Here is a 26,963-nt window from a genome sequence, read left to right as displayed (position 1 = left end):
ATCCGACGGGGTTCGAGTTTCTCAGATCTGCAGGTTCACCTGCACCTTCGGCCCGCCGGCCGACGACTGCGCGACCGTGACCGCGCGCCCGTCGATGCGCTGGAAATGCAGCTCCACGCGCGCATCGCCCACGCGCAAATGCCTCAGATGCAGGTGGTCGATGTCGCTCGGCAGCCGCGGCTGCACGATGTTCACCTGGCCGCGGATGCCGTCGACCTCGAGTCCGAGGCAGGCCTGCAGCAGCATGAACACCGACCCCGCCGCCCAGGCCTGCGGCAGGCACGCCACCGGGTACGCAATCGGCGGATCGCCGGGCTGGCGATCGAAGCCGCAGAACAGTTCGGGCAGCCGCATGCCGAAGTGGGCGGCCGACTCGAACAGGTTGTCGAGGATGCGCACCGCCCCCTCGCGCTCGCCGTAGCGCGCCATGCCGGCCGCGCACAGCGCCACGTCGTGCGGCCACACCGAGCCGTTGTGGTACGACATCGGATTGAAGCGCACGGCCTCGTTGGGCAGCGTGCGGATGCCCCAGCCCGACGCGAAGGCCGGCGAGAGCAACTCGCGGCCGACGGCGCGCGCCCGCTCGCCGGCCGGGAGCCCCGCGAACAGCAGGTGCCCTGCATTGGAGGCTCGCACGCGGCAGGGCTGGTTCGCACCGTCGATGGCGAGCGCATAGAACTGCGGCCCGTCGAGCCAGAAGCGGCGCTCGACGGCTTCGCGCAGGGCCTCGGCACGTTCGCGCCAGCGCGCAACGCCGGGGTCGTCGCGCCACTCGGCAATGAAGGCCATGCCAAGCAAAGCCGAATAGGCATAGCCCTGCACCTCGACCAGCGCGATCGGGCCTTCGGGGGTGCGGCCGTCGGCATGGAAGATCGAATCGTGGCTGTCCTTCCAGCCCTGGTTGACGAGGCCGCTGGCCTCGCCGCGCTGATAGGCGAGCAGGCCGTCGGGATGGCGCGCCATGTTGCGCTCCATCCATTCGCAGGCGGCGCACAGCGCACCCCAGATGCGGTCGATGGTCGCGCGGTCGCCGGTGCGCTGCGCATAGGCGCCGGCCAGCGCCACGAAGAGCGGCGTGGTGTCGACGCCGCCGTAGTACTGGCCGAACGGCAGTTCATCGACCGCGGCCATCTCGCCCTTGCGGGTCTCGTGCATGATCTTGCCGGGCTCGGCATCGCGAAAGCTCGACGTCTGCTGCGCCTGGCGCGCCGCGAGAAACTCGAGCACGCCCTGCGCGAGCCGCGGATCGATCCACAGCGTCTGCAATGCCGTGACGATCGCATCGCGGCCGAAGGGCGTCGAGAACCACGGGATGCCCGCATACGGATAGGGCCCGGTCGGAAGGTCCGTCGTGAGCAGCGCGAGGTCGGCACGCGAGCGGTCGAGCCAAGCCTGGAACAGGCGCCCCGAGGCCTCGAGCCGGGCGCCGCGCCGCTGGCGCGCGCGCATGCGCCAGCGGGCGAGCACCCCGGCCTCCCTGAAGCGCTCGGCGCTCGGCGTGGCGGGTTCTGCGCCCACCTCGACGAACAGCGTCCAGTGGCCATGCGCGGCGAGCGGCACACCGAACTCGGCGCTGCCCGCATCGAGGCGCCGCGGCAGTTGCGAGAAGTCGATGCAGGCACGGCGCAGCACGCCGTCGAGCCCCTGGTAGCGCAGCGCCACGCCCTGCGCGCGCAGTTCGGGCGTGCCGAACTCGCCGCGCCGCGCGCGCTGTTGTCCGCGCACCTCGAACATGTCGCGGAAGTCGGCGCCGAACTGCAACGCGAGCGGCGCCTCGGCCGGTTGGTCGCCGTAGTTGACGAGCCGGATGCGCTCGAACAGCCGCGCGTTCCAGAGAAAGCGCTTGCGCTCGATGTGGATCACGCCCTGCGGCATCGAGGTCGATCCGAGCACCGGCAGCGGCCGGTTGGTGAGATTAGCGGTGAAGAAGACATTGTCGGCGCCCACGCCGCTCGACAGCAGCGACGGCCTCGCGCCGTCGAGCCGCAGCACGAAGCTCGAGAGCATGCGCATGTCGTCGTGGAACAGGCCGTCGACACCACCGCCGACATCGCCGTGCGCATCCATCACGAAGTAGGTGTCGCCCTCCTTGAGCACGAAGGCATGGTGCACGGCGCGCTCGGGCGCGGCTTCGGCCTGTTCGGTGGCAGCCACTTCGGCATTCATCGCTAGGCGGCCTCCTTGTAGAGCCGGTGCTGCGGCGGCAGCACGCCGCCGCCCACGAGCCGCAGGTACTGCTCGACGTAGGCGCTCGCCATCGCGCGGGCCGAGAAGCGTTGCTCGAAGGCCTGGCGCACGCGCCTGCGGTCGAGCCCGCCGATCGCATGCACCGCCTCGACGGCCTCCGCTTCGCTCTCGACGATCCGGCCGCTGATGCGCTCCTCGATCACCTCGGGCACCGAGCCGCAGCGCCAGCCGATCACCGGCGTGCCGCAGGCCATCGCCTCGATCATCACCAGGCCGAAGGGCTCGGGCCAGTCGATCGGGAACAACAGCGCGCGCGCACCGCCGAGGAACGCGGCCTTGTCCGCATCGCCGATCTCGCCGACAAACTCGATCAGCGGATGGTTCAGCAGCGGGCGGATCACCTGCTCGAAATAGCGCGCGTCGGCCGCATCGACCTTGGCCGCGATCTTGATCGGCAGGCCCGCGCGCCTCGCGATCTCGATCGCGCGGTCGGGCCGCTTCTCGGGCGAGATGCGACCGAGGAACGCGAGGTAGCCGGCGGGCTCGGGCGAGAAGGCGTAGGGCGTCTCGTCGAGCCCGTGCGGAATGGTCGCGAGCCAGTTCGCAAACGGCAGCGGCTTGCGCTGGTGCCTCGAGATCGAGACCAGCGGATAGCGGTTCCAGCGCATGTAGGCGCCGGGCAGGTCGGCGATATCGAGGCGACCGTGCAAGGTGGTGAGCGTGCGTTCCGCCATGTCCTCGAAGAACGGGAAATGCAGCAGGTCGACATGGAAATGCAGCACGTCGAACTCGTGCGCACGTCGTCGCACCTCGTGCAGCATGCTCAGGTGGCTGGCCAGATCGGACTTGAGCGGGGCCGGATCGAGCCGCAGGGCCTGGGCACGCATCGGCGCGAGCCTGGCCCGGGTCTCGGTGTCGGCCGAGGCGAACAGCGTCACCTCGTGGCCCTGATCGACCAGGGCATTGGCCAGGTGGGCGACGACCCGTTCGGTGCCGCCGTAGAGCCGCGGCGGCACGGCTTCGTAGAGAGGGGCGATCTGCGCGATCTTCATCGTCAAGACAATCTCCTCGCAAGGGAATGAATGGACAAGAAACAAGGCGGAGAAAGGAGGCGTGCGACGCCACGCGCCGAGCTTCCGGGCGGCTATTTTGCGACGGCCGCGCGGGATTTCAAGAGCCGCTTTTCGGCCGTGCGCCGCTTGCGCGCAGCGCGCGCTTGCCCTAGATTTTTTATGGCAAGTGCAAGGAGGCTTTCTCGAATGAACATTCTCGAAACCGTGGCCGACCAGTCCGATGCGATGGGGCTGCCGCTCTATGCGGTGACCGTCACCGCCGTGGCGCGCGAAGAGGCGCCCGCATTGCTGTCGCTGCACTGGCACGGCTTCTTCCGCCAGACCCCGCTGCGCCTGCCAGGCGTCGAACTGCCGGTGCGTCCGGTGCCGCAGTCGATGGCGCAGGTCGACCTGTCACCGGGGCCGCCGGGCCTGTTCGACGAACTCGAGCGCTCGCTGCTCGAGGCCGCATGGCAACTCGGCGCCTGGGACGTCGAACGCATCGAGCGGCCGGCTTGGTGGCGGCTGGGCGCGCCCGCGACCGAAGTCAGCGACGGCCGGCGCGCGTTCGGCTACTACGACGACGACGGCGCGAACGATTCAAGCAGCAGCAGTGCACATGTGATTGCCGAGGCGCCCGACCGCGAGGCGCTGATGCGCCTGGCCGCGCACCGCGGCTACCTGCGCTGGCTGTTCCGTCCGCGCAAGCACGGCCTCTGGGCTGCCGTGGCAGACGATGACGACGCCACGCTCGACGACAGCGGCGGCCGTCCGCTGCCCTGCCCGGTCATGCCGCAGCCGCCGCATGCCGACGCGGCGTCGCACCGCACCGTCTACCGGCTCGGCCGCGCGGACCGCATCGTGCTCGGCGGTCGCTGAAAAAAATCGTCACAAAAATTTTTGGCGCGCGGGGCCTTGAAGCGCCGCGAAGGCGCCCATAGCTCTCGCGCGCCGGCACTTCGGTGCCGGGGGAACGAACCCATTGCCGCACCGGCCGCACGCCGGCGCGGGGTTCTCTTTTTTGATGACCTGCATCGCTTAGGAGATTGAACATGAAACTTCATCCTCTCTACGACCGGGTGATCGTCAAGCGGATCGAACAGCAGCGCAAGACGGCTTCCGGCATCGTGATTCCCGACTCGGCGGCGGAGAAGCCCGAACAGGGCGAGGTGCTCTCGGTGGGCCAGGGCAAGCTGCTCGCGGACGGCACGCTGCGCCCCCTGCACCTGAAGGCCGGCGACCAGGTGCTGTTCGGCAAGTACGCCGGGCAGACGGTCAAGGTCGACGACGAGGAACTGCTGGTGCTGCGCGAGGACGACGTCCTTGCCGTCGTCGAGAGCAGCAGCAGCGACCGCGGCGGCCTCAAGCGCGTCGCCTGACATCCCGAAAAACCTATCGTTGTGACACGAGGAGTGATGAACACATGACTGCCAAGGACGTCCGATTCCATGACAACGCCCGCCAGCGCATCGTCGCGGGCGTGAACATCCTGGCCGACGCGGTGAAGGTGACGCTCGGCCCGAAGGGTCGCAATGTGCTGCTCGAGCGCAGCTTCGGCGCGCCGACCATCACCAAGGACGGCGTGTCGGTGGCCAAGGAGATCGAACTCGCCGACAAGTTCGAGAACATGGGCGCGCAGATCGTGAAGCAGGTGGCCTCGAAAACGGCCGACGTGGCCGGCGACGGCACCACCACTGCCACCGTGCTCGCACAGGCCATCGTGCAGGAGGGCATGAAGCACGTGGCCTCGGGCATGAACCCGATGGACCTCAAGCGCGGCATCGACAAGGCCACGGCCGCCGTGTTGGAGGAACTGCGCAAGCTCTCCAAGCCGATCTCCACGGGCCGCGAGATCGCGCAGGTGGCCGCGCTCTCGGCCAATGCCGACGAGGCGATCGGCAAGATCATTGCCGACGCGATGGAGAAGGTCGGCAAGGAAGGCGTGATCACGGTCGAGGACGGCAAGTCGCTCGACAACGAGCTCGACGTGGTCGAGGGCATGCAGTTCGACCGCGGCTACATCAGCCCTTACTTCATCAACGACCCCGAGAAGCAGGTCGCGCACCTCGACGATCCGCTCGTGCTGCTGCACGACAAGAAGATCTCCAACATCCGCGAACTGCTGCCGGTGCTCGAGGCCGCGGCCAAGGCCGGCAAGCCGCTCCTGATCGTGGCCGAGGAGGTCGAGGGCGAAGCGCTCGCGACGCTGGTGGTCAACTCGATGCGCGGCGTGCTCAAGGTCGCGGCCGTGAAGGCGCCGGGCTTCGGTGACCGCCGCAAGGCGATGCTCGAGGACATCGCGGTGCTCACGGGCGCCACGGTCATCTCGGAAGAGACCGGCAAACAGCTCGACAAGGCCACGCTCGAGGACCTGGGTCGCGCCAAGCGCGTCGAGGTGCACAAGGAGAACACCATCATCATCGACGGCGCGGGCGACCAGGCGCACATCGACGCACGCGTGAAGTCGATCCAGGCGCAGATCGAGCAGGCCACGAGCGACTACGACCGCGAGAAGCTGCAGGAGCGCGTGGCCAAGCTCGCGGGCGGCGTGGCCGTGATCCGCGTCGGCGCCGCAACCGAGGTCGAGATGAAGGAAAAGAAAGACCGCGTCGACGATGCGCTGCATGCCACGCGCGCGGCCGTCGAGGAAGGCATCGTGCCAGGCGGCGGCGTGGCGCTGCTGCGTGCGCGCGCTGCGCTCGCCGAGCTGAAGGGCGCCAACGCCGACCAGGATGCGGGCATCCGCATCGCGCTGCGCGCGCTCGAGGCGCCGCTGCGCGCGATCGTCGCGAACGCCGGCGTCGAACCCTCGGTGGTGGTGGCCAAGGTGCTCGAGGGCAAGGGCAACCACGGCTACGACGCGTCGACCGGCGAGTACGGCGACCTGGTCGCGCTCGGCGTGGTCGACCCGACGAAGGTCACGCGCACCGCGCTGCAGAATGCTGCGTCGATCGCAGGCCTCATCCTCACGACGGACGCGACGGTGGCCGAGCTGCCGAAGCCCGCCGAAAAGGCGCCGGCAATGCCGCCGGGCGGTGGCATGGACTTCTGAGTCCGCTTCGTCGCGTCGCTCTTTTTCTCCAAGGGCCAAGCGGCGTCCCGGCAGGGGCGCCGTTTTTTTTCAGCTTGCCGCCTTCGGCATCCACGTATCCAATCCGCTTTTTGGGAGACGCCATGACAGACACATCGAACGACACCGGCCCGTCCGGCGGCCGGCTGCACGGCAGGACCGCGCTGGTCACCGGCGCGGCACAGGGCATCGGCAAGGCCATTGCGCTGCGGCTGGCGCAGGAAGGCGCCGACATCGTGCTGCACGTGCGCAGCGACGACGACCGCGCGCGCGAAGCGGCGCGAGAGATCGAGGCGCTGGGGCGCGCCTGCGAAGTGGTGGCCGCCGACATGGCCGACACGGCGGCCGTGCGCCAAGTGATGCCGCGCGCACTCGCGCGCTTCGCGGCCGTCGACATTCTCGTCAACAACGCCGGCATCGAGCGGCATGCGAGCTTTCTGGAGGCGAGCGAAGAAGACTACGACGCGGTGCTCGACGTGAACCTCAAGGGCCCGTTCTTCCTGATGCAGGCGTTGGCGAAAGCCCTGGCAGCCGCAGGCCGCCCGGGTCGCGTGATCCACATCAGCTCGGTGCACGAGGAGCTGCCCTTTCCCAACTTCACGGCCTACTGCGCAAGCAAGGGCGGCCTGAAGATGCTGATGCGCAATGCCGCGATCGAACTCGCGCCGCTCGGCATCACGGTGAACAACGTGGCGCCCGGTGCGATCCGCACGCCGATCAATGCGAAGCTGCTCGACGATCCCGCGAAGCTGCAGCGCCTGCTGGGCCAGATTCCGCTCGGGCGCATGGGCGAGCCGGTCGATGTGGCGGGCGCGGTGGCGTTCCTCGCCTCGGACGACGCGCGCTACATCACGGGCAGCAGCATCGTCGTCGATGGCGGACTGCTGTGGAACTACCAGGAGCAGTAGCAGCAGCCTGGGGCCGTCAGCCGAAGAACAGCCACCCGGCGGCCGCCGCAAGCCCCACCACGAGCACCGGCGAGAGGCGCGCATAGACGAGCAGGCCGAAGGCGGCCAGCGCCAGCGCGAAGTCGGCGCGGCCGTGAATGGCGCCGGTCCACACCGGGTCGTAGAGCGCCGACAGCAGGATGCCGACCACGCCCGCATTGACGCCGGCCATGGCCGACTGGACGGACGTGCGCTGGCGCAGCGCATCCCAGAACGGCAAGGCGCCCACGACCATCAGGAAGCCCGGCAGGAAGATCGCCACCAGGAACAGCATTCCGCTGGCCCAGCCCGGAACCGGCCCCTGCATCACGGCCCCGAGGTAGGCCGCGAAGGTGAAGAGCGGGCCAGGCACCGCCTGCGCCGCGCCGTAGCCCGCGAGGAAGTCGGCATTGCTCACCGCACCGGCGGGCACGAGCGTGGACTGCAGCAGCGGCAGCACCACATGCCCGCCGCCGAAGACCAGCGCACCAGCGCGGTAGACGCCGTCGACCAGCGCCCAGAGTGAGGAGCCGCTGGCCGCGGCCAGCAGCGGCAGCCCCACGAGCAGCACGGCGAACAGTGCCAGCGCGACGACGCCGGCGCGCCGCGTCACGCCATAGCCGATGTGGCTCGGCGCCTGCGACTGCGACTGCTTCAACAACCACCAGCCGATCAGGCCGCAGACGAGGATCGCGCCGACCTGGGCGAGCGCCGACGGCAGCAGCAGCGTGAGCAGCGCGGCGAAGATCGCGAGGCCGGCGCGCGGCCGGTCGGGGCACAGCGATTTCGCCATGCCCCAGACCGCCTGCGCGACCACCGCCACGGCCACCACCTTGAGCCCGTGCACGGCACCCGAGGCGGCGACGTTGCCGTAGCGCGAGATGCCGTAAGCGAACGCGATCAACGCAAAGGCCGAAGGCAGCGTGAAACCGGCCCAGGCCATCAGCGCGCCGAGCCACCCGGCGCGCGAGAGGCCGAGCGCCATGCCCACCTGGCTGCTTGCGGGTCCGGGCAGGAACTGGCACAGCGCCACCAGGTCGGAATAGCTGCGGTCGTCGAGCCAGCGGCGCCGCTCGACGAACTCGGTGCGAAAGTAGCCGAGGTGCGCGATCGGCCCGCCGAACGAAGTCAGGCCGAGCCGAAAGAAAACCCACAGCACTTCGAACGGCCCGCCGGGGCGGCGGGCGGTACGAGCGGGTTCGGGAAGTGAAGAGGAAGAGGTTGGATCGGGGAGTTTCATTGCAGCTGGCACGTTCTTCGCGGGCAGCGCACCCTGCTGTCCGCCCGGCCCTGCGCATTGTGAGCGCGAATCGCCCGTCCCGGTCCCTGCCGGATCAGCCGGGATCCCGGCCGCCGTTTCGCTCTGCCTCTTCCTCGAGCGCACTGCCGCCGGTCGACTCCGACACGTCGATGTCCTCGCTGTCCTCGCGCGTCGGAGATCGCCTCTCGGTCTTTGGGGGCGCGGGTGCCGGCGAATGTGGCTGCGAAGCGGCCCCATCGCTCGGCTGGGTCGAAAGCGGATCGTTGTTCATGTCGCAGCTCCTGATTGCGGCAAGCTACGTCGGTCGGCGATGGGCGCGTGTAGGTCTGCGCCTCGCCGTGGCTGCGCTCCAGGCACGCATACCGCATCTCCCTCGGCCTCGCCTGCGCCTGCGCCTTCGGTTCGGGCTAGCACTTGCCCGGCCCGGTGGTCATCCAGGTCCTCGGATCTGTTCGACGCGTCCGGGCAGTCCGGCGCTGCGATCCGGCTGTCTCGACACTGGACCGAAGCTGCAAGCCGGCGCAAGCGCATCAAAGCGTGCTCCCATGCTGCCGATCTGCCGTGCTCCCCCGTTCTGACGGCCGGGCTGCGCCTCGCACCTATCAACACTGCCAGTTGCCCGGGACCACGCCGCAACGAACCATGTGACGTTTCGGCGGAAGGACCCATCATGCGCACGCTGCTGATCGACAATCACGACTCGTTCACCTACAACCTCTTCCAGTACCTGGCCGCGTGCAGCGGGCAAGTTCCGCTGGTCGTGAAGAACGACCAGATGAGCTGGGACGAAGTCGAACGGCTGGAATTCGACAACATCGTGATCTCGCCGGGTCCGGGACGCCCGCAGCGGCCCGCCGACCTGGGCATCTCCGCGGATGCGCTGCAGCGCTCGTGCAAGCCCGTGCTCGGCGTCTGCCTCGGCCACCAGGCCATTGCCCACCACTGTGGCGCCACGGTCGACCTCGCGGCCCGCCCTATGCACGGGCGACTCGACCGCGTCTCCCATGCCCAACGTGACCTGTTTCGCGGCATTCCCGACCGCTTCGAGGCGGTGCGCTACCACTCGCTCGCCGTCACGCAGCTGCCCGCGTCGCTGCAGCCATTGGCCTGGACCGCGGACGGCACGCTCATGGCGCTGCGCCATATCTCCCGCCCCTGGTGGGGCGTGCAGTTCCACCCGGAGTCGATCTGCACGGAATTCGGTGCCAGGCTGCTGCGGAACTTCCTCGAGCTGAGCGAAGAGTGGTGTGCCGAACTCGCGCGGCGCGAGGCAGTAGGCCATGTCGCGCCCGGTTCGCGCGCCGGCCTGTCACGACCTTTCTCGCTGCACGCGGACTGCATCGACAGTGCGGCGCGCGCGGAAAGCGTGTTCATTGCCGCGTTCTCCCAAAGCGAGACCTCGTTCTGGCTCGACAGCAGCCTGGCCGAGCCAGGACGGGCGCGCTTTTCGTTCATGGGCGATGCGTCGGGACCTCATGCCCAGGTGCTGACCTACTGGACCGCTCCACGCGAACTCCTGATACGCCGGGGAGCCGTCGTGCAGACGCGCAACGAAAGCATCTTCGACTATCTGCGTGACCATCTGCCGAACTCCCCGCCCGTGGGACCGAGTCTGCCATTCGAGTTCGCCGGCGGCTACGTGGGCTTTTTCGGCTACGAGCTCAAACGTGAACTCGAAGGTCAGTACCGGCATGACGCCACGACGCCGGACGCGGTGTGGCTCATGGCCGACCGGTTCCTCGCGTTCGACCATGCCGAGCAGCAGATCTGGATCGTCTGTCTCGACGAAGGCACGCCGTGCGAGGACAACCTCAGGTGGATGCACACCATGCACGAACTGCTCACGCGTGCGTCGCCCGCGGACATGCAGGAGGCCGCTCGGCAGGCGCCGCCGACGGGTGGTGCACAGGGATTGAAGCAGCTTCGGTGGCAGGTGGAACTACCCTCGTACCGCGACCTGATCCTGCGGTGCCAGCACGAGATCCTCCAAGGCGAGACGTACGAGGTCTGCCTGACCAATCAGCTCGTCGGCGAAGGTCGCATCGACTCGCTCGCGGTTTACCGCGTCCTGCGCGCACGCAATCCCGCGCCTTATGCGGCCTACCTGCGCACGGGCGGCTACGTTGTGCTCTGCGCCTCGCCCGAACTCTTCCTGCGCATCGGCAGCGACAGGACGGTCGACTCCAGGCCCATCAAGGGTACCGCGGCGCGCGGCGCGACGCCCGAGGATGACCTCGCCCTCGCCGAGGCGCTTCTCGCCGACGAGAAGACGCGCGCGGAAAACCTGATGATCGTCGACCTGCTGCGCAACGACCTCAACCGCGTCTGCGAGATCAACAGCGTGCACGTGCCCGGCCTGTTCGAAGTGGAGACCTACGCCACGGTCCACCAACTGGTCAGCACGATCAGGGGACGGCTGCACGAAGACCTCGGTGCAGTGGAATGCGTGCGTGCCGTGTTCCCGGGCGGCTCGATGACAGGTGCGCCCAAGGTACGCACGATGAAGATCCTCGATGAGCTGGAGGGCGCCGCGCGCGGCATCTACTCCGGCAGCCTCGGTTATCTTTCGCTCAACGGCACCGCCCAGCTCAACATCGTGATCCGCACGATCGTGGTTGCGAACGGCCTCGTCTCCATCGGCGCGGGCGGCGCGATCGTCGCGATGTCCGATCCGGACGAGGAGGTCGACGAGATCGTCCTCAAGGCCCGCGCGCCCTGGGACGCACTTCGGGAATGCGGCGCCCCGCTGGGGCCGACGCCGGGCACATCCCCACCCGACGAACGCGCGGGGGGTCCGTCGCTCGGTCCGGCCCCTCCGGACGACGCGGAACAGGCCGGAAACGACCCGCCATCCGGCCGTGGCTAGCGCGGCGGCGAACCGCCGGGGCGTGGCCCTCATGCTTGTAGCGATGGCGTGCTACATATCGAACGACACCTTCGTCAAGCTCATCGCCGACCGGCTTCCTCCGGGGCAGATCCTTGCCGTACGTGGCGCATTTGCGAGCGTCCTGGTGATTTCCGCCACTGCCCGCGCGTGGGGCGGCTGGCATCACCTCCTGCAGCCTGTCATGGGCGTGCGGTGCGCGCTGGAGGTGGCGACGGCGCTCGCCTCCGTCGTCGCGCTCTCGCTGGTGCCGCTGGCCGTCGTGACATCGCTCATGATGACCGCACCATTGCTCATTGCCATGGCCGCGATGGCGCTGCGATGGGAGCCATGGCGCAAATGGCGCGTGCTCGCCGCAGGAACCGGTCTTGCGGGAACCCTGCTTGTCGTCAGGCCATCGCTGGAGGTCGACGTTCCGACCGTCGGCATCGTCTGCGCGCTCCTGTGCGCCGTCTCCCTCGCCGCTCGGGACCTTGTGACCCGGCGCATGGCCGCCTCTATCCCCTCGGCGGCGATCGCGAGCGCCACCACGCTGGCGGTCGCGATCGTCGGCGGCCTCATGGGCCTCGGGGAGCACTGGCGCGCGCTGGAACCTCATGAGCTTGCGGCGCTCGCTGCCGCCGCGGCATGCGCCGCAGCAGGCAACTACGCGCTCATTGCAGCCTGCCGTGGCGTGGACCTGTCGATCGTCACGCCATTTCGCTACAGCATCATCGTCTGGGCCGTGCTGCTGGGCTACTTCGTCTGGGGCGAAGTGCCGGACCTGGGCGCGATCGGCGGCATCGTGCTGATCGCGGTGGCAGGCGCCTGTGCGGCATTCTGGAGCCATCATGACCGGGGGAATTGAGCCAGCGGGTACCTGCGGGGCCCCGCTCGTGATCCCTGACCTCGTCGTCCACGACGGAGCCAATCGCCACGAGACACTGCACGCAACCTGAGGCGCGTCGCTTGGCTGCGCGCGCAGCGACACCGCTGCAACCCTCTTGGAGCGACAGTGCAGCGGCACGATCCAGGGGCTTTCCAAAGCCGACGGAAGGTCAGTCGCGCAGCGAGAACACGACACTGAGGTAGGCGACGGGCGGTTCATGGATGGCCTCGATGCCGTGCAGCGCACTCGCCTCGAACAGCAGCGAGTCGCCGCTGCCGAGCTCGACCACCTTGGCGCCATAGCGATAGCTCACTCGCCCCGAAACCATGTACAGGAACTTGAGCCCGGGATGCTGGAAGCTCACGTAAGGCTCGGCCTCCTCTTCGAGACGCACGAGGTACGGTTCGACGAAGAGGTTGCCCGACAGCAGATGCCCGAGCAGCTCGTAGCCGTAGCCGGCGACGGCGCCGATGCGGTCGATCCGAATGCCCGTGCCTGCCGGCACATGGCAGAAGTCGGTGCGGTCGAACTGGTCGGAGAAAAAGCGCGACATCGACACGTCGAGGCCACCCGCGATGCGATCGAGCGTCTCGACCGAAGGCGACACCAGGCCGCGCTCGATGCGAGAAAGCATGGACCGGGAGATGCCGGCGTTCTGCGCGAGTTCGCCGCCAGAGGCACCCGAGGCGATCCGCAGGGCCTTGATCTGTGCGCCGATGCGCGACGCCGGGGCGCTGCGTGCAGGCAGCGCTGGCGCACGAGCGCGTTGAAGCAACGACGCCGGTAGCCTGAGGGGCCGGGCGGTGGGAAAGGGCGATGCCACCTGCTTGCGTGCCATCGGATTCAATGCGTCCCTGCGTCGCTTGGCCTGCGCGAGTGGCGTGCGAAGGTAGCGTGAGCCTTTTGTCGGACCGGCGCCATCAGGCACTCCGCCGCGCGCGGCAGATCTCGTCCTCGAGCCGGCAGCTTTCCGCGATGACGAGGTTGTAGACGGCGCGCACGAAGCCCGGCCGAAGGCCATGCACGGCGGCAAAGGCCGCCGCCCGCAGATGAACGAACCCGATCCTCGCCGGTTGAAGCATCGGGATCGCATGGGCCTTCTTGTGCAATCCGATCCTCGTGCAGATCTCGAGCCGCTGTCGCAGGTTCTCGAGCAGCCGGGCATCGATGGCATCGAGTTCCGACCGCATGTCTTCGAGCCGGCGCTGGGCATCGTCCGGTGCAGTGGTCGAGCCGGAACCGGACGCACCCTTCGGGCGGTCCGGTGGTGAGGTTGCGCACAGAGCAATGTGTGTCATGGTGGTCTTGTTGACAGAGTTTCGAACAGGGCTGCGGGTCGGGCGCCAATGCGCGGCGTGCGTCATGCGGAATCAACTCAACGGTCCGGTATGTGCCCGGTACATGGACGAAAGCGAATGCCGGCGATAGATGATTCATTTCGCCGGCCTTGTCATCAAGGCTTGCATGTGGAACAACAGAGACCCCGATCTGCAGCGGCCTTGCAGGAGGTCTCAAATCATCCATCCTCCTCGGAGGCCGAGGCTGCCGGAGACGCGCGGCAGTGATGCTTGTTCATCTCATGCAATGTGCAGGCGCCGCGGCGTGGCGTGCGTGGATTGATCCGAGCACGGCACGGCATCGGATTCGCCTCCCGTCGCGCCGCGCCGAGCCACGCCGGCACTATGAACATTGGTAGTGCCGGCGCCGCTGTCATCCCGATGTAATGCAGCCTCACGCAGAAAGGGGACGCCATGGACATCATCGCTGGAACGCCCGAGCAATTGCCGTCGGAGTTGCTCTCCGACATGGCCCGCTACCGGTACGAGGTCTTCGTGGAGAAGCTAGGCTGGGACCTGCCGACGCGTGGCCGTCTGGAACTGGACCAGTTCGATCGTCCCGACACCTGGTACCTCATCGCGCGCGACGCGGCGGGGGCCATCGTCGGCACGGCGAGGCTGCTTTCGACGCAGCGCCCCTATCTGCTCGCGTCCGTCTTTCCCGAACTGCTGGGCGGTGCGCCGGCGCCGAACAGTCCCCGCGTATGGGAACTCTCGCGCTTCGCCGCTGTGGACCTCGGCGCAGCCCGTCGAGAAAGCGGTGGTGCCGACGTGCCTTCGACTGCGCTCGCGCTGCTGGCGCGGGCGATGCGCGTCGTCGCCAGGCAGCGCGCACGGCAACTGGTCAGCGTCTCACCGGTCGGAATCGAAAGGATCCTGCGCAGGGCCGGCCTGACTCCGCGACGCGTCGCGCCGCCGCTGCGAATCGGTGACCAGTACCTGATGGCCTGCCTCATCGATGTCGATGCGCGCTGGTGCCCACCGGGCGAGACGATCTGCGCGCCGGCGGCGGCAGCGCAGGCCCGCTCGCGGCGCGCCCCGCTGAGCGCCGCCGCGAGCTTCAAAGTAGGCCCAGGCGCGCCGCGCGCGCCACGGTCGCGTTCTTGTTGTTGGCCCGCAGCTTTGCCATCGCGTTCTTGACATGAAAGTTGACCGTCGCTGTCGAGATGTTGAGGATGGCCGCGATCTCTTCGCTGGTCTTGCCGTCGGCCGTCCAGCGCATCACCTCCCACTGCCGCGCAGTCAACGGCTCCATGTCGGCCAGTGGGCTCCTGCCGAGGTACGGCGAGAGCGCGCAGTGAGCCGTGTTCACCAGCCATCTGAGCAGCGGGTCGTGCGCGCGCATCTCCGACTTTGTCAGCCGGTCGCTCGAGCGCGCGAGCGACAGCATACCGACGCGCCCGTCGGGCTCGAAGACCGACTGAGCCCAGCCGACACGCAAGCCGAACGATCGGGCCTCATCCCACATCTGCGGTGCCTTGCCGAAGAGTTTGTCGCTCCAGACCACCGGCTGGAGGCTGCGCGTTCCATGCACGACGGTGGGGTCCACCTCCACGTAACCCGCATCCATGTAACGCTGGCGCCATCCCTGGTCGTAGTTGCTCAACATCTGGATGTTCAGCCGAGTGAACGGGAACGGCATGCGGATTCCGTAGGCGCAATGCTCGAACCCCAGGTGCCTGGCAGCGATCGTGATCTGCTCGAATGCGCCGTGCGCATCGCTCGCCCTGGTGAGCCGCGCAAGCACCCGTTGCGTCCAATCTTTCATGCGGCGCCTCCGCGCCCGTGGCTTGGCGATGTGCCTTCGCGACGGGGCCGCCATGGCGGGCCCAACGCACGGCCGCAGGACTGGCGTGGAGGTCGGAGCGACGCACTGGGATTCATGGCCACTGATGCCGTTCGACAACTATGATCGGCGCAGTCTAGAAGCTGGCTGCGTGCGCAGCCCACAGATTCACCACGATTTCTGCCAATTGGGAGACTGTCCCGCTCCGACACGGCAACGGCCGATCGAATCGGCCTTCCAGGACACTGCCGGGCCGCGACCGCTCCATGAGGGGAACATTGCCCACCAGTGATGCACACGGTCTCGTTCCTGCTGCTCCCCGGATTTTCGCTGCTGGAAGTCAGCGGCGCACTTGAGGTGCTCAAGATCGCGAACGGCCTCGCCGAGATGACCGCCTGCACAGGCCCCTACCATGTACGGCTGATCAGTACGGAACGCGAAGCGGTGCAGAGCTCGAGCGGCGTTGCCATTGCCGCAGCAGCATTGCCGCGGCACTTGGGCAAACCTCCGCAGACACTTGTCGTCGCCGCCGGTCCCGGCGCAGCAACCGGAACCTTCCAGCGCGAGGCCTGGGCACGCGCTCGCGAATGGCTCGCACGCCATCAGGCACATGTGGAACGGGGGGCCGTCTTCGGGACGGCGGCACTGCAGCTTCTCGCGGAAGCCGTGCGCACGCCCCCGGCCCGGCTTGGCGCGAGGAGCCCCGAGGCCCGCCACACCGGCTCCGCGGCTGCGGACCGCAGCCGCTGGGTCTCTAGCACCTGCGCCACAGGCATCGACGTGGCGCTCTCGTGGATCGAGCAGGACCATGGAAGACGCTGGGCCGAGGCCATCGCGGCGCGGCTGCCTGCGCCGGGCAGCGCGGCCTACGCCCCCTCGGGCTTTCGCAGCATGCTGATCGAGCGGCCTGCGCGCGAGGAGCGCATCGCACAGCTGCACCTGTGGATCACGCTGCATCTGCGCGAGCCGCTCACCGTGAAGCGGCTGGCGGCCCAGGCATTGATGTCCTGGCGCACCTTCGCGCGCTACTACCGGCGCACGACGGGCTTCACGCCGGCGCGTGCCGTCGCGCAGATCCGGCTCGATGCGGCATGCCGCCTGATCGAGTCAAGCACGCGCCCACTCAAGGCCATCGCTGCGCAGTGCGGGTACAGCTCGCACGAGGTGATGCGGCGGGCCTTCGTGCGCAACCTCGGCATGGCGCCGGCCGAGTACCGGCGGCAGCAGGCGCTGGCCCAGGCAAGATATAGACAAGGCGGCGCGTGAGATGCGAATCGAGCGAAGCCACGTAGGTTCGGGCTTTCTTGCCTGTGCCGCGATTGAAGGCTAGTACTAGCGCGTGTCCCTTGCGGCCGCAAGGGCGCGGGCCTTGCTGATCAACGGCTTGACGATGCCGAACGTTTTTTCGCTCGGGTTGATCACGCTGATCCAGTACATCTTCGCGTAGAGCGGATGGGGCATCAGTTCGTCGAGCGCGGTGAAGTCCACACCGGCAGCCTTCGGTGCGCCGAACAGCGCACGAAACGTTTCCTTGTCGATGCCGATGTTGAGGCGAAAGACGCCCGATCGGTTGAGGTTGGAGGCACTGTCGAATTCGTCGTCCCTGGTGACGATGGTCGCGAAGGGGAACCTGTTGTCGGTGCCGTGGAGGAGAAAGGTGTTCTCGTCTGCGACCTGGAAGTGGCCGCCGCCGAGTGACTCGATGATGTATTGCGTGATGTCGTCTTCGCTCATCGGATCGCACGTTCAATCATGGGTTCCATGCCGCGGGCGCGTTCGCCCGCGACGAGGTCGATCGAGCAGAGCGCTGCCGCTGATGCCGCGCGGGAGCCCCGGCTGCCCATCCGAGCGGCATGAAGTCGGTCCGGCGCAGTAGGTCGTTCTGGCAGATGGTCAAGGGCTCGTCGCGATCGCTGGAGAACGCCAGCGCAGCGCCGATTGCCGCGCCCTTGCCCAGAACGCCTAGAACAATATGGCGAGCAGGATGATCACGGGGATCGGAACCCCGAGCAACCAGAGCAGAAGTGAAGGCATGGTGATCTCCTTGTGATTGATCGAACGGCTTCTTCAGAGGTCGCGACGGCGCCCGCCATACGTGGCGGCGAAGCTCGCAACGAAGGCGCCGATGAAGAGCGACACCACCATCCACAGCGAGGCGTACGCCGACGCCTTGCGCGCCGCATCGGCGGCCTGCTTGGCCTTCGCCTGCGCGTCGTCGCGCGCCGCACGGGCCTTGGCGAAGATGTCGTTGACCCGCTTCTCGGCTTCGGGCTGGCTCAGGCCCGTGCGCTGGGCGACGAGCTGGGCTGCGTAGCGCGTGTCTTCCGCGGGCAGCGCGCCATCGCGCATGCCGTTCGCGAAGATGCGGCCGATCTCCGCGTGGGCCGCTGCCGCATCGGGCGGGGGCGGCGGCGCCGTCGTGGCGACGGGCAGCGATGCGGAGGCAGTGCTCGCCTCGTTGGGTGCCGCGGGTACCGGGGGTGCGGCGGATGCGGGGGCCACCGGGGGCACGGAGCCAGCGCCGCGCGGCTCCTGGCGGAACAGCGCATCGATGTGATAGCCCATCGGGCCGGGGCCGCTGCTCGACGCCGCTTGCGATCCACCGGCGCCCGCGCCAGCCACCGTCGCAGCCGCGGCGGCACCGCCTGCAACCGTGGCGCCCGCCTGAGCGCCCGTGCCCAGCATCGAGCCCACCACCGAGCTCAGTAGCCCCGCCGTCAGCAGCGTGGCCACGGCCCATGCAAGGAAACCATGTGCCGTGTCGCGGAAGAAGACCTCGTCCGTGTGGATGCCGGCCCATTTGGTGCGAAGCCGGCCGGCCAGGTAGCCGCCCAGGCCTGAGGCCGCGAGCTGCATGAAGGAAAGCCAGAGGATCGTGGCGATGCCGATGGTCGCCGCGCTGGCGCCCTGGCTCGACCAGGGGCTGATCGACGACATCCCGAGCCCGGTACCGAGCAGCAGGAGGACGAGCGAGAGCGACGCGGCGCCTGCGGCGCCGGCGAAGATCGCGCCCCAGGACACACCGCTCTGAGAGGTCGACGCTTCGACCACGCCGACCGGGGGATTGACGCCGTACTGGGCCATGGCAGCTCCTTTTTTTGTTGAGCTGAGACTTTTTCCCGGGCGTGCGCTGCCATCCGTCGGCATCATCCGCAAGGCTGGGTAGGCAGTGATCCCGAGGGCAGGACCAGCGATCTCTCATAGCGGCATGACCGCCGGCCTCCGATGGAATCAACACCCGACAGCTGGCGCTTGACCTCCGGGCGCTCGCGCACTTTCAGAAGACTGACCGGCGGATGCGCCGCGCCACCGCGCAAGTACTCCTGGCAGTCGGCCTCGCCTCCGACGGTCTCCGTGGCCTAGTGGCCCGCGAGCTCGTAGCCGGTGCTGCGCCCGCCGCCGGGTGATTTCTTCAGCACGCCCAGCTCCAGCAACTGCGTAATATCGCGCAACGCAGTATCCGGCGAGCACTTGGCGATGGCGGCCCACTTGCTGCTGGTGAGTTTGCCCTCGAAACCGTCGAGCAGGCGGTTGAGCAATTTCACCTGCCGTTCGTTCAACGGCACGCCCGCCCAGCGTTGCCAGAAGTGCGCCTTGGCGAGCACGAGATCCAGCGTGATCTGCGCGCTAGCGATGGCGCGTTGCAGCGTGCCGAGGAACCAAGACAGCCAGCCGGTCACGTCGAGCGTGCCCTTCTGCGTACGCTCCAGCACGTCGTAGTAGTCCTTGCGCTCGCGCTGGATCTGCGCCGAGAGGCTGTAGAAGCGCTGCGGGCTGCCGTCGGCGCGGGCGAGGAACAGGTCACCCACTGCGCGCGCGATGCGCCCATTGCCGTCATCGAAGGGATGCAGCGTGACAAACCACAGGTGCGCGAGGCCTGCCTTGATGAGCGCCGGTTCGCCGGCGTCCTCATTCGCCCACAACAGAAATCTCGCGATTTCGCCGGACAGCACAGCGGCGGGCGGCGCCTGGTAGTGAACCTTGCGACGGCCCACCGGGCCAGACACCACCTGCATCGGCCCATCGGCATCGTCGCGCCACCGGCCGATGGAGATTCTGCTCATGCCCGAATACCCAGTCGGAAAGAGCGCCGCATGCCAGCTGAACAGGCGCGCGACGGTCAGCGGTTCGGCACTACGGGAAGTGGCGTCGAGCACCATCTCCACGACACCTTCAACATGCCTGTCCACCGGCGCGACCGCGCCGATGTCTACACCCAAGCGACGCGCGATGGACGAGCGCACGGATTCGACGTCGAGCACCTCGCCTTCAATTTCGCTGGTCTTGACCACGTCTTCGGTCAGCGCGGCAAGGCTGGCTTGCCCGCGCAGCGCCAGTCCCACGTCGGCCAGACGCCCGAGCAGCATGCCCTGGGCGCGGCTGACCTCGGTCAGAGGCTTGGTCAGTGCTGGTAGGTCGTAGCGCCAATCAGGCCAGTCGCCCGCCTCCCAAAGGTAGAGGTTTTCTCCGTAAAACATGCGGAGATTAAACACGGGATTCGCCGTAACCGCAATATTTGCCGCGTTATGTGCGGAGAATGCCGCCGCCAATCACCGCATCGGCATAAGCCGACCTCCGGGTTTTCGACCACGAGCTGCATCGTTCTATTACTCATATCTGCAGGCCGCTCACGAGCACATCGAACAACGCGAGCGAACGGCCACGCCCAGCCTTTCATTGACCAGTCTTATCTCCTTGTAAAACGGACTTGAGGTAGACCCCTCGGAACTCATGAGCTCCTTGATGAAGCGGTACAAGAAGGAGTCGCGGACCAAGACGGCTGCCGGGTAGGACATCTCGGCGTCTCGTGCTCGCCCTCTTTGCTGGGTGGCGGCACCTCCATCCGACCGCCATGGTTCGCGCGGCACTGCAACGTCTTGAGCTCCGCAATCAGCGAGAGCATGTGGACCGTCTTTTCATCATGGCGCGACTGTAAGTGAGCGTCCTTCTAAAAAGAAGGAGAAAGTTCACATATTCGCCAGTTGCATTTGCCGCTTACGGCCGCCGCGACGACTCTTCTTCCGTGGCCCAGCACACGAGCCGCAGTTCCTGGAGCCTCACGCAGTCGCTGGAGCCATCGCCGAAGCGGACTTCCGCCATGTCGTTGTCGCGGGCCTTGAGCCTGAGCGTTCCTCGCCGGCCCTTGTGTTCGACCACCAGCACTGTGCGGCCGCCACTGCTCGCATGAACGGGCCGGATGGGAACGTTGGCGGACGGCATGGACGGCTGAAGCGGCCGACCGCCACTCGTGCGCCCGAGCGCCGCCTCCACCGTGCCGCGCGTGATGGAACCATTGCCCTGGAGCAGTGCTGCGGCCTTCTCCGGGTCGGTCCTTGCTACCAGGGAGAGCTGGTAGATCACGCGCAAATCGGTCCCGAGGCGGCCTGAATCGAAGGCCGAGCGCACCTCCGCAGGCGCCCCGATCAGCGCCGCCGCCTCGGAAATGAAGGACCGCGGCTTGTTCAGCCTGCGCGCGATCTCCGCGCGCGTGTGCCCCTCGCGCTCACGCTCGGCGATGAAGCGCGCGAGGTCGAAGGGCGACATGTTCTCGCGGTGCAGGTTCTCTGCGGCCTGGGCGTATGGATCGATGCGTGCGTCGAGGAACGCGGGGATGGACGTCAGACCCGCGCTGAGCGCGGCGCGCACGCGCCGCTCGCCGCGGTTGACGACGTACCGCCCCGTCGCGCCCTGCGTATGACGCAGCGACACCGGCTCCAGCACGCCGTGCGTGCGGATCGATTCCGCAAGCTCGGCGAGCGTCTGCGTGTCCACCGTGCGCCGCGGCTGTGCCGGATCGAAATCGATCAGCGACAGGGCAACCTGCATCGGCGCGCCTGCGTGCGCCGGCACCGCCTCGGCGAGGAGATCGCCGGCCTTGAACTGCGCGAGCATGCTCAAATCCAGTCCGCCCGCCGTACTCACGGCACACCTCCATCCCCGTGTGCGTGCGCCCGCGTGTCGGGCTCCGTCGCGCACGGGCTTGCGATGCGCTGCCAGAGCAAGTCGAATACCGTGAGCAGCTCGGCGCCGGATTCCCGCGCCGAGCTCTTCGCGAGCTTCCACACCGGAACGCCCTCGGCGAGAGCTTCAGGAATGGCCGAGCGCGTAGAGATCTTCGCCGGCAGCACGAACTCGGTGTAGTTCGATACGAGTTCCTGCAGCGCCGCCTTCTGGCGCACGGAGTGCGGATTGAAGCGGTTGGCCACGATGCCTGCAAGCCGCAGCCGCGGGTTGTAGCGCCGCTGCACGCCGAAGACGGTCTTGAGCATGTCGGTGACGCCGTCGATGCTGTACTCCTCGAGCTCGATCGGACACAGCACGCTGTCGGCCGCAATGAGCGCAGCGCTCATGCGCAGGCCCAGCGCGGGCGGCGTATCGATCACTACCCAATCGAACACATGGTCAAGCACGGCGACGTGCCCGCAGAAGGCGGGGATGACCCCTTCGGGCTCGGACAGCTCGATGTCCGCGAGCGCCTTGCTGCCGCCGAGCAGCGTGATGCCAGAACCTTCCGGCCTCGACCAGGCGAGGGGCTCGGGTGAAAACAGCGCGCGGGCCTCCACGCCGCTCGCGAACCGTCCGAGCGACTTCGAGCTGTTGCACTGGGTGTCGAGGTCGATCAAGCACACCCGCATGGCCTGCCGTTCGGCCAGCCAGTGCGCGTAGAGCACGCTCAGGGTCGACTTGCCGACCCCACCCTTCTGGTTGCTGAAGACGATCACGCCCATCCATGACCTCCGTTCGATCGGTGAAGATTTCCTCCGGTGATGTAGCCGATAGCACGCGAACGAGCCACTCTCAACTTTGATAGTGGCACCCCAGGCCCGCGGTCCTACCATGCCGCCCATCCAAGCATCGAAGACATGCTTGCGGACTCCAGGGCGGCGCGGATCGTCGCTCCTGGCCGGCGCGCGTCGTGTCTTCGTTCAGATTGTTCGTTCGCAGTGCCCATGGCTCCCCGTGGCGCTGCACCGCACTGAATGGAGCATTCGCCATGCAAGCTCGGGAGCTGCACTGCACCGCCAGGCCAGCGAAATCCCTGGGGTGGCTGCCACTGGCAGCCTGCCTGGGCCTCGCCCTTTTCATCGTGCCCGCACGGCCCGGGGCGACTGCCGTGGTGGACGCGTCCATGCAGACATCGCGTGACGACGAGCGGGTTCGCATCCTGCGCCATGAGCTCGCTCGTACCGAAGCGCTCGCGGCGCAGCTCGCGCAGCGCGAGGCCGAACGTCTCTCGGCAGGGGATGCGGCGGGCGCACAGGAGGCCCAAGTGCAGCGCTTGCGCGCCATGCGCGACATCGACGCGCTCGAGCGCGAGATCGCCGCGGCCACTGAGCGCTCGCCGCGCACCTCGAAGGACACGGCAGCGCGCGGGCGCGCGGCGGCCGGATCCCCGCGGCCGGCGTGGTGGGATGTGTACGGCCGCCCCCGGCGTGGAGGTGCCGCTGCGTCGCTGGTTTCCGATGAAAGCAAGGAGTAGTTCCGAATGCCTGCCTTGACCCGCTCCCACACCTGCGCTGCCATCCCATTCCCTGCGCGCCGGCGGCGTCCTGCGCCCTACGGTGCCCGCCTCGCGGCGGCCGTGCGCTCGCAACGGGTGCGGCTCGAACAGCCTTCTCGCAACGGTCGTTCGTTGCGCAGCACAGTTGAGGTCGTCCGTCCGGTCGGCAGAGAGCGTCCATGGCGGCGGATCCTGCGCAGGTGCTTGGTCTTCACGCTGCTCGCACCGTGTCTTGCACTTGCGGGCAGCCCGTTCGCCACCGGGGCCGCCGCAACACAGACACAGCTCGTCGCGATACTCACGCCACTCGCCGCCGTCGCGGTCATGGTCGCGGGCGTGATGGCCTGGTTCGGCCGGATCAGTTGGTGGTGGATGGTCGGCGTCGTGATCGGCACCGTCCTCGTCTTCGGCGGACCCCAGATCGTCTCGTGGATCCGCGGCATGTTCGGCGTCTAACCCAGGCGAGGCAGCCATGGACCGCAACCAGGGTCTTGTCGCGGACACGCTCTTCGTCGGAATGACGCGGCCCTCGATGGTTTGGGGCGTCACGTACTCGGCCATGATGTTCAATGTGGTGGTCACCGCCGAGTCGTTCATCGTGACCAAGAACCTGGCATGGCTGCTGGCCTTTCTGCCGCTGCATGGGCTGCTCTATCTGCTGTGCCTGCACGAACCCCGCTTCTTCGACCTGCTGCAGCTCTGGGGGCGGACCCGCTGCCCGGCATGGCTTGCGGGCAACCTGCGCCATTGGCGGGCCAGCTCCTACAGCCCGCTGGTGCTCGACCTGCCCGACGCACGGGGCCGCCGGCGTCGTCCGCCGGATGGCGTCCGGATCTAGCAGGAGCGCGCGCCATGCCTGCGCTGCTGAGGAACCAACGCCTGCTCCGCCGCGAAGCAAGCGCTGCGTCCATGATCCCTCTGCTCGCCCACCTCGACACGCATGTGGCGAAGACGCGCGCGGGCGACTATGTACAGACCCTGCGCCTGGGTGGCGCGAGCTTCGAAAGCGCCGACGACGAAGATCTCAACGGCTGGCACGAGCGCCTCAACATCCTCTGGCGCAACATCGCCTCGCCGAACCTGGCGCTCTGGACGCACGTGATCCGCCGGCGCGAGACGGGATATCCGCACGGGCGAACACTCCCGGGCTTTGCCGCCGAGGTGGAGCAACGCTACCGCCGCAAGATCGCCGGCGAGCGCCTGATGGTCAACGAGCTGTACCTCTCGCTCGTATTCCGTCCCCAGCCCACGCGGATCGGACATGCGGCCCTGCGGTTCCTCAAGAAGGCCGATCCCGACGCGGAGCGCGCCGAACTCGAGGACTCGCTCGAGGAATGCACGAAGAAGCGCCAGGAGCTGCTGGCCGCGCTCGAGCGCTACGATCCGGAACCGCTTGGCGTCTACTTCCGGCCCGAGCGCCACACGCGCTATTCATCGCTGCTCGAGTTCCACGGCCTGCTCATCAACGGCGAGTGGCAGCGCATGCCGTTGCCGCGCGCACCGCTCGACGAGGTTCTCGCGACGAGCCGCCCCTTCTTCGGCAACGAGGCGATGGAGTACCGCACCGGCACGCAGACCCGGGTGGGCGCCTTCCTCGGGATCAAGGAATATCCGACCCCGACCGCGCCGGGCATGTTCGCCGCGCTGCTCACCGCCCCGTTCGCTTTCGTGCTGACCCAGAGCTTCACCTTCCTCGGCAAGGCCACCGCCACCGACATGGTGGGGCGCCAGTTCAACCGCATGGCTGCCGCCGGCGACATGGCGGTGTCGCAGGCCGACGAGCTCAAGGATGCGCTCGACGACCTGATGAGCAACCGCTTCGTCGTCGGGGACCACCATCTCACGCTGCAGGTCCTCGCCGATAGCGACGACGGGGTCGGCGACGCGCAGGGCCGTGCGCGGCTGAAGCAGCTCAACGACCATGTCGCGCGTGCACGCTATCTGCTCGGCGACACCGGCATGGTGGTGGCGCGCGAGGACCTCGCGCTCGAGGCTGCGTTCTGGGCGCAGCTTCCCGGCAACTTCGCGTACCGCACACGCAAGGCGCCGGTCACGAGCCGCAACTTCGCGGCGATGTCGCCGTTCCACAATTTTCCGACGGGCCGTGCAGTCGGCAACTACTGGGGCGAGGCGCTCGCGATGCTCGTCACGCGCGCCGGCTCCCCGTACTACTTCTCGCTCCATGCGAGCGACCCCCGGCGCGCCGATGGCGGCAGCCGGCGCGACGTCGGACATGTCACGGGGGTGGGCCCCGTCGGTACCGGCAAGACGACGCTGCTCGGCTTCTGCATGGTGGCGATCCACAACCGCTTCGATGCGACGCAGGTCGTCTTCGACAAGGACGAGGGCCTGCACATCCTCGTGCGGGCGCTCGGCGGTCAGTACCTGCCGCTCAAGAACGGGGTGCCGACCGGCTGCAACCCGCTGCAGCTCGACGCTGCGGTCGCAGACAACGTCGAGTTCATGCGGCAGTGGCTGCGGCGGCTCGTGCTGCGCTCGCCGAAGGAGGTGCTCAACGCTCGGCAGGAGGACGACCTCGACCAGGCGCTGCGCGGCACGCTCGGCCTGGAAGCCCGGTTCCGCCGGCTGTCGCGGTTGGTCTCGTTCCTTGACGTGACGGACTCCGAGGGAGTGCACGCGCGGCTTCGGAAATGGTGTGCTGCGGAGGCAGGCGAGTACGCGTGGGTGTTCGACAACGCGCGCGACGAGGTCGCGCCGCTGCTCGGGCGCCATTCGCTCGTGGGGTTCGATGTGACCGACTTCCTCGACAACGACGTGGCGCGCGCGCCGCTCACGATGTACCTGTTCCACCTTGTCGATCGCATGGTCGACGGGCGGCCCCTCGTGTGCTGGATGGACGAGTTCGCGAAGCTGCTCGCGGACCCGGCGTTCGCACACTTCGCGAAGAACGGGCTCGAGACCTGGCGCAAGAAGAACGCCAACATCGTCACGTTCACCCAGAGCACGAGCCATGTGCTCGACTCCGGCATCGCGCGCGCGATCGTCGAGCAGACACCGACGAAAATCCTTTTTCCGAACCCCGAGGCGGACCACCGCGAATACACCGAGGGCTTCAACCTCACGGAGCGGGAGTTCGCACTTCTCAAGGAAGAGCTCGAGCCGGGTTCCCGGCAGTTCCTCATCAAGCAGGGCCACGCCAGCGTCGTGGCGCAGCTCGACCTGCACGGCTTCGACGACCTTCTGCATGTGATCTCGGGGCGGACGGCGAACGTGCGGCTCATGCGCGAGCTCATCGACCGGCACGGTCCCCGTCCCGAGCAATGGCTGCCGCACTTCCGCGCCGCAGTGGCCAGCCCCGCATCTGCCACCTTCTTTTCGTTCAAAGGAGATCCACCATGCGCAAACCCCTGATCGCTCTCTCGCTCGCCGCCGCGGCGGCGCTCTCACCGCTGCACGCGCGCGCCGGCATGCCCGTGATCGACTTCGCCGCGGTGGCGAGCCTCGCACAACAGCTCATGGCCTGGCAGCAGCAACTCTCGGGCATGCAGAAGCAGTACGAGCAGCTGCAGCAGTCGAAGGACCAACTGACCCAGACCTACCAGGCGATGACCGGTGGCCGCGGCATGGAGCAGCTGCTGGCGACACCGGCGTCGGCGCGCAACTACCTGCCGGCAAGCCACGGCGAGCTGATGAACACGCTCGGCGGCACCCCGGGGAGCTACGCGGGGATCGCCGACCAGGTGCAAGCAATCATGAAGGCCAACAGCATCCTGTCGGACCCTCAGATGCAGGCGCTGAGTCCCGAGATGCGCCAGGTCGTGGAACAGGGACGCCAGGCATCCGCGATGTTCGGCGGGATGACCCGTGCCGCGTACCAGAACACCAGTGAGCGGTTCGCCGCACTCCAGCTGCTGATCCGGCATATCGGCAGTGCCCAAGACCCCAAGGCCATTGCGGACCTCCAGGCCCGCATCCAGTCCGAGCAGGCCATGCTCACGAACGAGCAGACGAAGCTGCAGAGCCTCTACCAGATGGCGCGGTCCGAGGAGGCCATGCGCCGCCAACGGCTGCGGGAGCGCGCGGCCGCTGATATCGGCTCGGTGAAGACGCTTCCGGTCGTCCACTATTGA

24 protein-coding genes and 1 pseudogene are annotated in these 26,963 nt (G+C 67.8%); 13 read left to right on the top strand and 12 right to left on the bottom strand.

The window, feature by feature from the left end:
* Positions 1-21 precede the first annotated feature (21 nt).
* Together AC3A6J_RS12190 and AC3A6J_RS12185 are read right to left on the bottom strand one after the other, a co-directional pair.
* Positions 22-2,166, bottom strand: coding sequence for an amylo-alpha-1,6-glucosidase (locus AC3A6J_RS12190; RefSeq protein ID WP_487860201.1), 2,145 nt, complete (start codon positions 2,164-2,166; stop codon positions 22-24).
* 2 nt (positions 2,167-2,168) lie between these two features.
* A complete protein-coding gene (locus tag AC3A6J_RS12185) occupies positions 2,169-3,239 on the bottom strand; it encodes a glycosyltransferase family 4 protein (protein WP_487860602.1) in 1,071 nt (356 codons plus the stop codon).
* 207 nt (positions 3,240-3,446) lie between these two features.
* Here AC3A6J_RS12185 and AC3A6J_RS12180 point away from each other — a divergent pair, with 207 nt between their 5' ends.
* The 4 genes from AC3A6J_RS12180 to AC3A6J_RS12165 all read left to right on the top strand — a co-directional run bounded on the left by AC3A6J_RS12180 (position 3,447) and on the right by AC3A6J_RS12165 (position 7,217).
* Positions 3,447-4,118, top strand: coding sequence for a diguanylate cyclase (locus tag AC3A6J_RS12180; RefSeq protein ID WP_487860200.1), 672 nt, complete (start codon positions 3,447-3,449; stop codon positions 4,116-4,118).
* 173 nt (positions 4,119-4,291) lie between these two features.
* Positions 4,292-4,618 carry a co-chaperone GroES gene (locus AC3A6J_RS12175; RefSeq protein WP_487860199.1) on the top strand — a complete coding sequence of 109 codons (327 nt, stop codon included), beginning with the start codon at positions 4,292-4,294 and terminating at the stop codon, positions 4,616-4,618.
* A gap of 44 nt (positions 4,619-4,662) precedes the next feature.
* Positions 4,663-6,291 carry a chaperonin GroEL gene (gene groL / locus AC3A6J_RS12170; protein WP_487860198.1) on the top strand — a complete coding sequence of 543 codons (1,629 nt, stop codon included), beginning with the start codon at positions 4,663-4,665 and terminating at the stop codon, positions 6,289-6,291.
* A 122-nt stretch (positions 6,292-6,413) separates the two neighbouring features.
* Positions 6,414-7,217, top strand: coding sequence for an SDR family NAD(P)-dependent oxidoreductase (locus AC3A6J_RS12165; RefSeq protein WP_487860197.1), 804 nt, complete (start codon positions 6,414-6,416; stop codon positions 7,215-7,217).
* A gap of 16 nt (positions 7,218-7,233) precedes the next feature.
* On the opposite strand, the gene chrA is transcribed toward AC3A6J_RS12165, so the two are convergent.
* Positions 7,234-8,475, bottom strand: coding sequence for a chromate efflux transporter (gene chrA / locus AC3A6J_RS12160; RefSeq protein WP_487860196.1), 1,242 nt, complete (start codon positions 8,473-8,475; stop codon positions 7,234-7,236).
* A 94-nt stretch (positions 8,476-8,569) separates the two neighbouring features.
* Positions 8,570-8,767 (bottom strand): hypothetical protein, encoded by a 198-nt coding sequence (locus AC3A6J_RS12155; RefSeq protein WP_487860195.1) that lies wholly within the window; start codon positions 8,765-8,767, stop codon positions 8,570-8,572.
* 399 nt (positions 8,768-9,166) lie between these two features.
* Between AC3A6J_RS12155 and pabB the strand changes: the two genes are divergently transcribed.
* A complete protein-coding gene (gene pabB / locus AC3A6J_RS12150) occupies positions 9,167-11,362 on the top strand; it encodes an aminodeoxychorismate synthase component I (protein WP_487860194.1) in 2,196 nt (731 codons plus the stop codon).
* 22 nt (positions 11,363-11,384) lie between these two features.
* Positions 11,385-12,227, top strand: a complete 843-nt coding sequence (locus tag AC3A6J_RS12145) for a DMT family transporter (protein WP_487860193.1) — start codon at positions 11,385-11,387, stop codon at positions 12,225-12,227.
* A gap of 190 nt (positions 12,228-12,417) precedes the next feature.
* Here AC3A6J_RS12145 and AC3A6J_RS12140 read toward each other — a convergent pair whose 3' ends face one another.
* Both AC3A6J_RS12140 and AC3A6J_RS12135 read right to left on the bottom strand, forming a co-directional pair.
* Positions 12,418-13,023: a helix-turn-helix domain-containing protein gene (locus tag AC3A6J_RS12140; RefSeq protein WP_487860192.1), complete on the bottom strand. Its 606-nt coding sequence runs from the start codon at positions 13,021-13,023 to the stop codon at positions 12,418-12,420.
* A gap of 145 nt (positions 13,024-13,168) precedes the next feature.
* Positions 13,169-13,612, bottom strand: coding sequence for a chorismate mutase (locus AC3A6J_RS12135; RefSeq protein WP_487860191.1), 444 nt, complete (start codon positions 13,610-13,612; stop codon positions 13,169-13,171).
* 387 nt (positions 13,613-13,999) lie between these two features.
* On the opposite strand from AC3A6J_RS12135, the gene AC3A6J_RS12130 reads away from it, so the two are divergent.
* Positions 14,000-14,725 carry an acyl-homoserine-lactone synthase gene (locus tag AC3A6J_RS12130; RefSeq protein WP_487860190.1) on the top strand — a complete coding sequence of 242 codons (726 nt, stop codon included), beginning with the start codon at positions 14,000-14,002 and terminating at the stop codon, positions 14,723-14,725.
* On the opposite strand, the gene AC3A6J_RS12125 is transcribed toward AC3A6J_RS12130, so the two are convergent.
* Positions 14,646-15,353 (bottom strand): autoinducer binding domain-containing protein, encoded by a 708-nt coding sequence (locus AC3A6J_RS12125; protein WP_487860189.1) that lies wholly within the window; start codon positions 15,351-15,353, stop codon positions 14,646-14,648. The genes AC3A6J_RS12130 and AC3A6J_RS12125 overlap by 80 nt on opposite strands.
* A 309-nt stretch (positions 15,354-15,662) precedes the next feature.
* Here AC3A6J_RS12125 and AC3A6J_RS12120 point away from each other — a divergent pair, with 309 nt between their 5' ends.
* On the top strand, positions 15,663-16,637 hold the full coding sequence (locus tag AC3A6J_RS12120; protein ID WP_487860188.1) for a GlxA family transcriptional regulator: 975 nt from the start codon (positions 15,663-15,665) through the stop codon (positions 16,635-16,637).
* A gap of 66 nt (positions 16,638-16,703) precedes the next feature.
* Here the strand turns inward: AC3A6J_RS12120 and AC3A6J_RS12115 are convergent, their stop codons facing one another.
* The 5 genes and pseudogenes from AC3A6J_RS12115 to AC3A6J_RS12095 all read right to left on the bottom strand — a co-directional run bounded on the left by AC3A6J_RS12115 (position 16,704) and on the right by AC3A6J_RS12095 (position 22,099).
* Complete coding sequence (locus AC3A6J_RS12115) at positions 16,704-17,105, bottom strand: DUF6194 family protein (RefSeq protein WP_487860187.1); 402 nt, start codon at positions 17,103-17,105, stop codon at positions 16,704-16,706.
* Between the two features lie 333 nt (positions 17,106-17,438).
* The gene (locus AC3A6J_RS12110; RefSeq protein WP_487860186.1) at positions 17,439-18,455 is read right to left on the bottom strand and encodes a hypothetical protein; all 1,017 of its coding nucleotides are present in this window, start codon (positions 18,453-18,455) and stop codon (positions 17,439-17,441) included.
* A gap of 275 nt (positions 18,456-18,730) precedes the next feature.
* Entirely contained in the window at positions 18,731-19,849 is a 1,119-nt protein-coding gene (locus AC3A6J_RS12105) for a Fic family protein (protein WP_487860185.1), read from the bottom strand.
* Positions 19,850-20,720: 871 nt separating this feature from the next.
* Positions 20,721-21,197 (bottom strand): annotated as a pseudogene (locus AC3A6J_RS12100) (ParB/RepB/Spo0J family partition protein); the annotation flags it as partial.
* Positions 21,198-21,289: 92 nt separating this feature from the next.
* Positions 21,290-22,099, bottom strand: a complete 810-nt coding sequence (locus tag AC3A6J_RS12095; RefSeq protein ID WP_487860184.1) for a ParA family protein — start codon at positions 22,097-22,099, stop codon at positions 21,290-21,292.
* Positions 22,100-22,500: 401 nt separating this feature from the next.
* Here AC3A6J_RS12095 and AC3A6J_RS12090 point away from each other — a divergent pair, with 401 nt between their 5' ends.
* The 5 genes from AC3A6J_RS12090 to AC3A6J_RS12070 are packed head-to-tail and all read left to right on the top strand — an operon-like array spanning position 22,501 to position 26,963.
* Positions 22,501-22,851, top strand: a complete 351-nt coding sequence (locus tag AC3A6J_RS12090; RefSeq protein WP_487860183.1) for a hypothetical protein — start codon at positions 22,501-22,503, stop codon at positions 22,849-22,851.
* A 6-nt stretch (positions 22,852-22,857) separates the two neighbouring features.
* The gene (locus AC3A6J_RS12085; RefSeq protein WP_487860182.1) at positions 22,858-23,328 is read left to right on the top strand and encodes a TrbC/VirB2 family protein; all 471 of its coding nucleotides are present in this window, start codon (positions 22,858-22,860) and stop codon (positions 23,326-23,328) included.
* A 16-nt stretch (positions 23,329-23,344) separates the two neighbouring features.
* Complete coding sequence (locus tag AC3A6J_RS12080; RefSeq protein WP_487860181.1) at positions 23,345-23,710, top strand: VirB3 family type IV secretion system protein; 366 nt, start codon at positions 23,345-23,347, stop codon at positions 23,708-23,710.
* A gap of 14 nt (positions 23,711-23,724) precedes the next feature.
* The gene (locus AC3A6J_RS12075; protein WP_487860180.1) at positions 23,725-26,244 is read left to right on the top strand and encodes a VirB4 family type IV secretion/conjugal transfer ATPase; all 2,520 of its coding nucleotides are present in this window, start codon (positions 23,725-23,727) and stop codon (positions 26,242-26,244) included.
* A complete protein-coding gene (locus tag AC3A6J_RS12070; RefSeq protein WP_487860179.1) occupies positions 26,229-26,963 on the top strand; it encodes a TrbJ/VirB5 family protein in 735 nt (244 codons plus the stop codon). The genes AC3A6J_RS12075 and AC3A6J_RS12070 overlap by 16 nt, the downstream gene beginning before the upstream one ends.

Source organism: Variovorax sp. Soil_C_39, from assembly GCF_057656815.1.
Note: the sequence above shows the minus strand (reverse complement) of the source record. Positions and strands in the feature narration are given on the sequence as shown.